Genomic DNA, 9,184 nt, shown 5'->3' with positions numbered 1-9,184 from the left:
CGCGATCATATCTCGCGCTTCCCCAAGGACGCGAAGGCGGCGGATGCGCATTACTGGCTGGGCGAGTCCCTGCTTGGCCAGCAGAAATACCGCGACGCGGCGGAGGTGTTCCTTGGCGCCAGCAAGGAGTATCCGAAGGCCAAGAAGGCGCCCGACATGCTGCTCAAGCTCGGCGTGTCGCTGGTCGGCCTCAAGCAGAACGACGTGGCCTGCGCCACCTTCAACGAGATCGGCAAGCGCTATCCGGATGTTTCCGGCACGTTGAAGGAACGTATCAAGCAGGAAAAGGCGCTGGCGTCGTGCTAGCTTGCATGTCGCTGTCCCAGAACCGGGACCAAGTTTGGGCGACATGCACTGATGCTCGACACCGAGCCTGACCTTTCGGACCGAATTTTTTCAGACTTCGACTTTTCCAGCGGCGCCGTTGCAGCCGTATCCGGCGGCAGCGACTCGACCGCCCTTCTCTTTATCCTCAAGGACCATCTCGACCGAACCCAGTCCGCGGCAAAGCTGCTTGCGGTGACGATCGATCACGGCCTGAGACCAGGCTCGGCGGCGGAAGCGCGAGCCGTGGCCCAGCTCTGCGCCGAGCGCGGCATCGCGCATCGCACGCTCACCTGGTCCGGCCGCAAGCCGTCGACGGGCCTGCCCGCCGCCGCGCGCGAGGCGCGCTACCGGCTGCTGGCGGAGGCTGCCGAAGCGGAAGGCATCCGCCTGATCCTGACCGGCCACACCGCCGACGACCAGGCGGAGACGGTGCTGATGCGGCAAGCCCGCGACGAAGGGGCACGCGACGAGAGAACTCGCGCCGAGGACGCGCGCGGCGGGGGCCGCGGCCTCGCCGGCATGGCGCCCGCCACGCTTTACGATTGGCGGGTATGGATCGCCCGGCCGCTGCTCGGCACGCGCCGCGCTGTATTGCGCGAGATGCTCAAGCGCCGCGGCATCGGCTGGATCGAGGATCCGACCAATGTCGACCAGCGTTTCGAGCGGCCGCGCGTGCGGGCATCCCTCGCATCAGATGACGGCGAACGGCGTTTCGAGGCGGCAATCGCGCGAACCAGGCAAGCCGCGGCCGAGCGTGAGGCGCTCGGCCGGCGGGCGGCCATGCAGATCGGTGCTTTTGCCCGCCAACCGTCTCCCGGTCTCATCCGCCTCGACCGCGCTTTCGCCGCCAGCGACGACAGCGAAGGCGCCACCTATGCGTTGCGCATGCTGCTCGCCACGGTCGGCGGCGTCTCCTTCCTTGCGGACGAAGCGCGCTCCCGCGCCCTGTTCGAGCGGCTGCGGTCCGGGCCGCTTTGCGCCACATTGTCGCGGACGGTGGTCGACGCGCGCCGCACCGGCATCTTCCTTTATCGCGAGGCCCGCAATCTGCCTGCCGCCGCTCCAGCGGTGGATGGCATGCTTTGGGACGGCCGGCGGCGGATCACATTGAGCGACAGATCGGGCGGGTTGGTGATCGCGCCCCTCGGGCCGGCCGCGGCCAAACGCGTCGCCGAGGGTGGTGCTCCGGCAAACCTGCGCCGCATGGCGCTGGCCGCCGAACCCGCGCTGTGGCGCGACGGCGAATGCCTTGATTTTGCTGGCGGCGATGCCTTGCCGCCGCCGATCCCGATCGCACCTGTTGTGGCGCCCTTTGCCCGCTTCCTGCCGTCCTTCGATCTCAAGCCCGCCGCCGCCGTCGCCACGCTGATCGGCGCGCCGCCGCTGCCGCCATCGCCTTTTCCCAGCCATGATCGCGGCGGAGCATGGGCGAAAGCTTAACCGAGGCATGCTGTTATGCTTGGCAAGGGGAGGCGCTCTCCCTATGTTAGGCCCAAGCTTCCATCACCATCGTGGGTCCGCATGCGGACGCCAACAGGACAATAGATGAATCCGAATTATCGCAATCTTGCGCTCTGGGCGATCATAGCGGTCCTGCTCATCGCTTTGTTCAATCTTTTCCAGACGCCGCAGACGCGCGGTGCGACTACCGATATTCCCTATTCGCAGTTCCTGCAGGATGTCGGCTCGGGCCGAGTCAAAAGCGTGACCATCACCGGCCCCCGTATCTTTGGCAACTACACGGACAACGCCAACGGCTTCCAGACCTATTCGCCCGGCGATCCGTCGCTGGTCTCCAGGTTGCAGGACAAGAACGTCACCATCAACGCCAAGCCTGAAAACGACGGCTCCGGCTCGCTGTTCTCGATGCTGATCTCGTGGCTGCCGATGATCCTGATCCTCGGCGTGTGGATATTCTTCATGCGCCAGATGCAGTCCGGCTCCGGCCGCGCCATGGGCTTCGGCAAGTCGAAAGCCAAGCTTCTGACCGAGGCGCATGGCCGCGTCACTTTCCAGGATGTCGCTGGCGTCGACGAGGCCAAGGAAGACCTGGAGGAGATCGTCGAGTTCCTGCGCGATCCGCAGAAGTTCCAGCGGCTCGGCGGCAAGATCCCGCGCGGCGTGCTGCTCGTCGGCCCGCCCGGAACCGGCAAGACGCTGCTCGCCCGCTCCGTCGCAGGCGAGGCCAATGTGCCGTTCTTCACCATCTCCGGCTCGGACTTCGTCGAAATGTTCGTCGGCGTCGGCGCATCCCGTGTGCGCGACATGTTCGACCAGGCCAAGAAGAACGCGCCCTGCATCATCTTCATCGACGAAATCGACGCTGTCGGCCGTCATCGCGGCGCCGGCCTCGGCGGCGGCAATGACGAGCGCGAGCAGACGCTGAACCAGTTGCTGGTCGAGATGGACGGCTTCGAGTCCAACGAAAGCATCATCCTGATCGCCGCCACCAACCGGCCCGACGTGCTCGACCCGGCGCTGCTGAGGCCCGGCCGTTTCGACCGTCAGGTCGTGGTGCCGAACCCCGACATCGTCGGCCGCGAGAAGATCCTCAAGGTGCATGTGCGCAACGTGCCGCTGGCGCCCAATGTCGATCTCAAGGTCATCGCGCGCGGCACGCCCGGCTTCTCCGGCGCCGACCTGATGAACCTCGTCAACGAATCCGCGCTGATGGCGGCGCGCCGCAACAAGCGGCTCGTCACCATGGCCGAGTTCGAGGACGCCAAGGACAAGATCATGATGGGCGCCGAGCGCCGCTCGTCGGCGATGACGCAGGCCGAGAAGGAACTGACCGCCTATCACGAGGCCGGCCACGCCATCCTGGCGCTCAACGTGCCGACGGCCGATCCGCTGCACAAGGCGACCATCATTCCGCGCGGCCGCGCGCTCGGCATGGTCATGCAGTTGCCGGAAGGCGACCGCTATTCGATGAGCTACAAATACATGATCTCGCGGCTCGCGATCATGATGGGCGGCCGCGTCGCCGAGGAGTTCAAGTTCGGCAAGGAGAACATCACCTCCGGCGCCTCCTCCGACATCGAGCAGGCGACCAAGCTGGCGCGGGCCATGGTCACGCGCTGGGGCTTCTCCGACAAGCTCGGCCATGTCGCATATGGCGACAACCAGGAAGAGGTCTTCCTCGGCCATTCGGTGGCGCGCCAGCAGAACATCTCGGAAGAGACGGCGCAGATCATCGACGCCGAGGTGCGCCGGCTGATCGACGACGCCTACTCCACCGCGAAAACCGTGCTGACCAAGAAGAAGAAGGACTGGATCGCGCTCGCCGAAGGGCTGCTCGAATACGAGACGCTGACCGGCGACGAGATCAAGCAACTGATCGCCGGCCATAAGCCCGCCCGCGACCTCGGCGACGACACGCCGCCGAGCCGTGGCTCAGCCGTGCCGAAGGCCGGCACCGGCGGCCGCCGCAAGAAGGGCCCCGAGCCCGAAGGCGGCATGGAACCGCAGCCGCAGGGCTAGTTCGAAAGAGAACAAAGGAACTTTGGAACGCCGCGGATCAAACCGCGGCGTTTTGCTTTGAAATTCAGTGTTGACCAGCGGCGGTCTCTCGGCCGTTTCGTCTGCGTGCCCATTCTTCGAAGCCGGCGCTGCCCCTCATCCGCCTGCCGGCACCTTCTCCCCGTATAGTGACGGGGAGAAGGGGCACCGCGGCTGCGCTGGCTCTCTTCCTGCAACGCTGGCGATTGGCGAAACCGCCGATGAGAGCGCCCCTCTCCCCGTCACTATACGGGGAGAGGATGCCGGCAGGCAGGTGAGGGGCAGCACAACCCTTCGCGAACTACCCACCCGCCGATCCGGGTGTTTCGATCAGCGCGATGCGCAACAAAAAGGCCCGCGAACCTTGCGGCTCGCGGGCCTTCTTTCTTCGAATAGCTTACGGGATCAGCTCTTCAGCTTGGCGTTGCAGAGGCTGTAGAAGCCGCCGCCTTTCTGGATCCACTTGAGGCCGTTCAGCGTGTTGGCGTCCTTGTTGGCATAATACTGCTCGAGGCAGGTATGCATGCGGCCCTTGGCCGGGGTCTCGGTGGCGAATTTCGGCGAGATGGCGGTCGGGAAGGTCACGCCCTTCGGAGCGGTCACGGTCGGCTTCGCCGGTTCCTTTGTGAAAGTCGCTTCCGTCGGAGCCGGCACGGTGTCGTCGTCGGAGGCGCCGGCGCCGCACTCGGCCTTGCGGAAGTCGTTCCACTTCATGCCGTTCAGCTTGTTGGCGGTCTTGGCAGCCTGATACTTGGTGCTGCATTCGGCCATGCTCAGGCCCTTGCCGCTGTCGGCGGCCTCGGTCGAGGTCTTGGTCGCCTTGGCAGGCTTCGTGTCGGTCGCCGCCGCGGCGGCGCCGGCCGCGCATTCGGTCTTGCGGAAGTCGTTCCACTTCATGCCGTTCAGCGTGCCGGCGGCTTTCGCGGCCTGGTACTTGGCGCTGCATTCCTTGGCGGTCAGGCCCTTTGCCGAACTGTCGGCGGTCGCGGCCGTGGTTTCCTTGGCCTTCTTGGCCGGCTTGGTCTCAGCAGCCTTGGTGTCGGTCGCCGCCTTGGTGTCGGTCGCGGCCGAAGCGTCGCTGCCGCACTGGGCCTTGCGGAACTGGTTCCAGGTCTGGCCGGCGAGCGTTCCGGCGTCCTTGGCCGCGTTGTACTTGGTGCTGCACTCGGCCATGGTCAGGGCGTTGGCCGGCGCCGCCACGAAGAAGGCTGCGACGGCGAGGCCCGTCAATGTTGCAAGTCTATGAATAAGCATGGCGTTTTCTCCCTTGCTGCCGCCAGGTGGTGTCCCTATACCAAATCAATAGCTCTCAACTTCGGATTGCGCCAGATGCTTCCGGCGCGGATGCCGTCACAAAGTGTGTTGCTCCCGATAAGGTGATGAAAACAAGGTTTTTCGGGCGGCTTTGGATAGAAAAGCTCGCCTCGGCCGGTATATTGCCGCTACAGTGAGAGGTCGTGGTAGGCTGTCGAATCACTTGAACCGCCAGCGACAATGTTTTTCTAAGGAATGGTAATATATAATCACGAAATGTGATGATCGGATGCGGCCCAATTATGGCACTACGGGCGGCTGAAACCGACGGGGACATTGGCAGGCATGGCAGGGCAGTATTTCGGCACCGACGGCATCCGCGGACGCGCCAACAAGTTTCCGATGACGGCCGAGGTCGCCATGCGGGTCGGCATGGCTGCCGGGCTTTCGTTCCAGCGCGGCAATCACCGGCACCGCGTCGTGCTCGGCAAGGACACGCGGCTTTCCGGCTACATGATCGAGAATGCGATGGTGTCGGGCCTGTGCGCCGCCGGCATGGACGTGTTCCTGCTCGGACCCATTCCGACACCGGCGGTCGCCATGCTGGTGCGCTCGCTGCGCGCCGATATCGGCGTGATGATCTCGGCTTCGCACAATCCCTACTACGACAACGGCATCAAGCTGTTCGGCCCCGACGGCTACAAGCTCTCTGACGAGATCGAGGAGCGCATCGAAGGCATGCTCGACAAGGATATCGAGCTTGCGCTTGCCGATTCCGATGGTCTGGGCCGCGCCAAGCGTGTCGACGGCGTCCACGACCGCTATATCGAATTCGCCAAGCGCACGCTGCCGCGCTCGATGTCGCTTTCCGGCCTTCGGATCGTCGTCGACTGCGCGAACGGCGCCGCCTACAAGGTGGCGCCCGAGGCGCTGTGGGAACTCGGCGCCGAGGTGGTGGCCATCAATGTCGAACCCAACGGCTTCAACATCAACAAGGAGTGCGGCTCGACCCATCCGGCCGGCCTGCAGAAGAAGGTGCATGAAGTGCGCGCCGATATCGGTATCGCGCTTGACGGCGACGCCGACCGCGTGGTCATCGTCGACGAGAACGGCGCGATCGTCGATGGCGACCAGATCATGGCGCTGATCGCCGAATCCTGGCACCAGAGCGGGCGACTGGCCGGCGGCGGCGTGGTCTCAACCGTGATGTCCAATCTCGGCCTCGAGCGTTTCCTCGGCGACATGAAGCTGCAACTGCATCGCACCAAGGTCGGCGACCGCTACGTGGTCGAGCATATGCGCGCGCACGGCCTCAATGTCGGCGGCGAGCAGTCCGGCCATATCGTGCTCTCCGATTTCTCGACCACCGGCGACGGTCTGGTCTCGGCGCTGCAGGTGCTGGCCTGCATCAAGCGGCAGAACCGGCCGGTCAGCGAACTGTCGAAGAAGTTCGAACCGGTTCCGCAGGTTCTGAAGAATGTCCGCATCTCCGGCGGCAAGCCGCTGGAGGAGGCGCCGGTCAAGGCAGCCATCGAGGAAGCGCGCAACCGGCTCGGTAAGGCCGGCCGGCTCGTCATCCGGCCTTCCGGCACCGAGCCGCTCATCCGCGTCATGGCCGAAGGCGACGATCCGCAACTGGTCGAGACCGTCGTCAACGACATCGTCGGCATCCTTTCGGAAACCCGCAGCGCCGCCTAACTATTCGCTTTTACGCAATTCCGGACGGAAGGCCACGGCGAAGTCGCCGAACCTCACCGCTACGCAGTTTTCCTGAAACTGCCCTGACAGCCGGCGCCAGCCGAGCCCGCCGCATCCACAAGCCCGCCGCCCGGCGGGCTTTCGTGCGCACCCGCAGCGGCCTGGGGACAACGGCATTCCCTCTAAAATTGTATAGATTCGTGGTTAATCGGTACGGTTAAACGGCTTTTAACTTTTGCACTTCATTATCCACGCCGAGGTTCAACTTCGGGCGATGTCGTCCCGAGGCTTCTTAGGGGTGACAGCATGTTGAATACAGCAAGAATGGCATTGTTTGCCGCGCTGTTCGCGGGTGTGGCCGGGCCGGCGCTTGCCGCCGACCTCGCGGAACCGCCTCCGGTCGAAGAGGCGCCGCCGCCAGTCGTCGAGGCCCAGCCGGTCGATGTCGGCGGCTGGTACATCCGCGGCGATATCGACTACCACTGGTCGCGCTTCGGCGGCGGCGACTACATCACCTACGGCGCGGCGCCCCAGACCCAGGGCAGCTTCGCCAGCGGCAAGCTGAAAGGCGCCTTCTCCGCCGGCGCCGGCGTCGGTTACCAGGTCAATCAGTATTTCCGCACCGACCTCACCGCCGACTGGCTGGCCAAGTCCAATTTCAGCGGTTCGACCGATGGCTTCTGCGCCGGCGGGGTGCCCTGTACCTCCGTCGACACCTCGTCCTATTCGGCGCTGCTGCTTCTGGCCAATGCCTATGTCGACATCGGCACCTGGCATGGTGTCACGCCCTATGTCGGCGCCGGCATCGGCGGCGCCTGGGTCAAGTGGGACACGCTGCACAACACAGATCTCGACGGCTCGTTCGAGCATGCCGGCGGCAAGGGCTGGCGCTTTGCCTACGCGCTCATGGCCGGCGCCTCCTACTGCCTGACCGATCGCGTCAAGCTCGACGTCGGCTACCGCTACAGCCATATCAATGGCGGCAAGATGTTCGAATACGCTTCCGACAGCAATGTCGGCCCGGGTTACGATCGCGGCATCAACGTGCATGAAGTTCGCGGTGGCCTGCGCTATCAGTTCGGCAGGTCCGACTGCGCCCCGCCGCCGGAACCCTACGTACCGGAGCCGGAGCCGATCTACACCAAGTAATCGCTTCGAAGACCGGAAATTTTCCAACCGCCCGGCGCCAGCCGGGCGGTTTTCGTTTGCGCGCGGTTGGTAAAATGTCATCGAAATCAATTCGGTAACCGGCTGTTATCCTTAACCGCCACTTAACCAGTATGGTTAACAATGCATCCTAGAAACGGCAGCTGTGCTCGCGTTCGCGACTGGCGCCAACTTCAGGAGCCGGGGACCATGACATCAAAATCGCGTATCGCACTGGCGCTCGCCGCAATCGTGCTGATGCCGGCGACACAGGCGCTGTCGGCCGACTACGATCCGCCGATCTATGTCGACCAGGCGCCGGATTATCAGCCGGTCGAGGTCGGCTCTGGCTGGTACCTGCGCGGCGATGTCGGCTACGCCTTCAGCCATCCGTTTGAGCATCAGATATCGGCAAGCGGGTCTACGAGTTTCACCAACGATAGCAGCCTGTTCACGGGCAGCATCGGCATGGGCTACCACCTGAACGACTTTCTCAGGGTCGAGCTCAATGGCGGCATCCTGCCCACCAATAAGTTCGGCGACCACGCCCTGGTGCCGAATGGCTGCGCCGGTCACACGAACAACCTGGTTATCGTCGGCGGCACAGCGATCATCCAGTCAGTTGCCGCCACGGAAGACTGCGAAGCCACCAACCGGGCCACCAACAAGGGCTACAGCGTGATGGCCAATGGCTATGTGGACCTGGGCACCTATGTCGGGCTCACGCCCTATATCGGTGGCGGCGTCGGCATCGCCTACAACAAGTATTTCAAGACCCAGGGCGAACGGAAATGCGTGGAAGTTGATCCGGATTCGAGCGGTGCTGGCGGATTCACCTGTGACGATCCCGCGGGCTATGGTGGCTCCGAGGACTCAGAGGCGAAGTTCAACCTGGCCTATTCGATCGGGGCGGGTCTGTCCTATCAGGTCAGCAAAAATCTCTCCGTCGACCTCGGCTACGAGTATTTCTCGATCCCAAGCGGCAAATATGTCGCCTATGACAACGGCGCCTTCAATGTTCACAAGGGCATCGATTATCAGACGGTCAAGCTGGGTTTGCGCTACGACCTTTGGTGAGCGACAAAGCCTGGAAAATTGCCGACGGCGGATCACCGGTCCGCCGTTTTTGCTTCAGGGCGCGTAGTCGGGGCTATGCAAGTATCCCGCCAGCGACAAAAACTTTGCTCTTGACGCCGACAGCCTGAACGCATATCGCCGTCCGTGGGCCACCCCTCCCCAACGAGGGGCCACTATCTGGAAG

7 protein-coding genes are annotated in these 9,184 nt (G+C 64.0%); 6 read left to right on the top strand and 1 reads right to left on the bottom strand.

The window, feature by feature from the left end; all coding sequences use genetic code 11:
* The 3 genes from ybgF to ftsH all read left to right on the top strand — a co-directional run.
* A partial coding sequence (gene ybgF, locus EOA38_RS18620) for a tol-pal system protein YbgF (RefSeq protein WP_127299903.1) occupies window positions 1-306 on the top strand: 306 nt, incomplete at its 5' end.
* A gap of 51 nt (window positions 307-357) precedes the next feature.
* The gene (gene tilS / locus EOA38_RS18615) at window positions 358-1,767 is read left to right on the top strand and encodes a tRNA lysidine(34) synthetase TilS (protein ID WP_127299902.1); all 1,410 of its coding nucleotides are present in this window, start codon (window positions 358-360) and stop codon (window positions 1,765-1,767) included.
* Window positions 1,768-1,872: 105 nt separating this feature from the next.
* Window positions 1,873-3,807, top strand: a complete 1,935-nt coding sequence (gene ftsH, locus EOA38_RS18610) for an ATP-dependent zinc metalloprotease FtsH (protein ID WP_126091450.1) — start codon at window positions 1,873-1,875, stop codon at window positions 3,805-3,807.
* Between the two features lie 423 nt (window positions 3,808-4,230).
* On the opposite strand, the gene EOA38_RS18600 is transcribed toward ftsH, so the two are convergent.
* A complete protein-coding gene (locus EOA38_RS18600; protein WP_127299901.1) occupies window positions 4,231-5,079 on the bottom strand; it encodes a hypothetical protein in 849 nt (282 codons plus the stop codon).
* A gap of 345 nt (window positions 5,080-5,424) precedes the next feature.
* Between EOA38_RS18600 and glmM the strand changes: the two genes are divergently transcribed.
* The 3 genes from glmM to EOA38_RS18585 all read left to right on the top strand — a co-directional run bounded on the left by glmM (window position 5,425) and on the right by EOA38_RS18585 (window position 9,000).
* Window positions 5,425-6,777 carry a phosphoglucosamine mutase gene (gene glmM / locus EOA38_RS18595; protein ID WP_127299900.1) on the top strand — a complete coding sequence of 451 codons (1,353 nt, stop codon included), beginning with the start codon at window positions 5,425-5,427 and terminating at the stop codon, window positions 6,775-6,777.
* A 306-nt stretch (window positions 6,778-7,083) separates the two neighbouring features.
* Complete coding sequence (locus EOA38_RS18590) at window positions 7,084-7,926, top strand: outer membrane protein (RefSeq protein WP_126091453.1); 843 nt, start codon at window positions 7,084-7,086, stop codon at window positions 7,924-7,926.
* A gap of 207 nt (window positions 7,927-8,133) precedes the next feature.
* Window positions 8,134-9,000, top strand: coding sequence for an outer membrane beta-barrel protein (locus tag EOA38_RS18585; protein ID WP_126091454.1), 867 nt, complete (start codon window positions 8,134-8,136; stop codon window positions 8,998-9,000).
* Window positions 9,001-9,184 lie beyond the last annotated feature (184 nt).

The sequence above is a fragment of the Mesorhizobium sp. M1E.F.Ca.ET.041.01.1.1 genome, assembly GCF_003997355.1.
Classification (GTDB): Bacteria; Pseudomonadota; Alphaproteobacteria; order Rhizobiales; family Rhizobiaceae; genus Mesorhizobium.
This window is presented reverse-complemented; position numbering and strand designations above follow the sequence as displayed.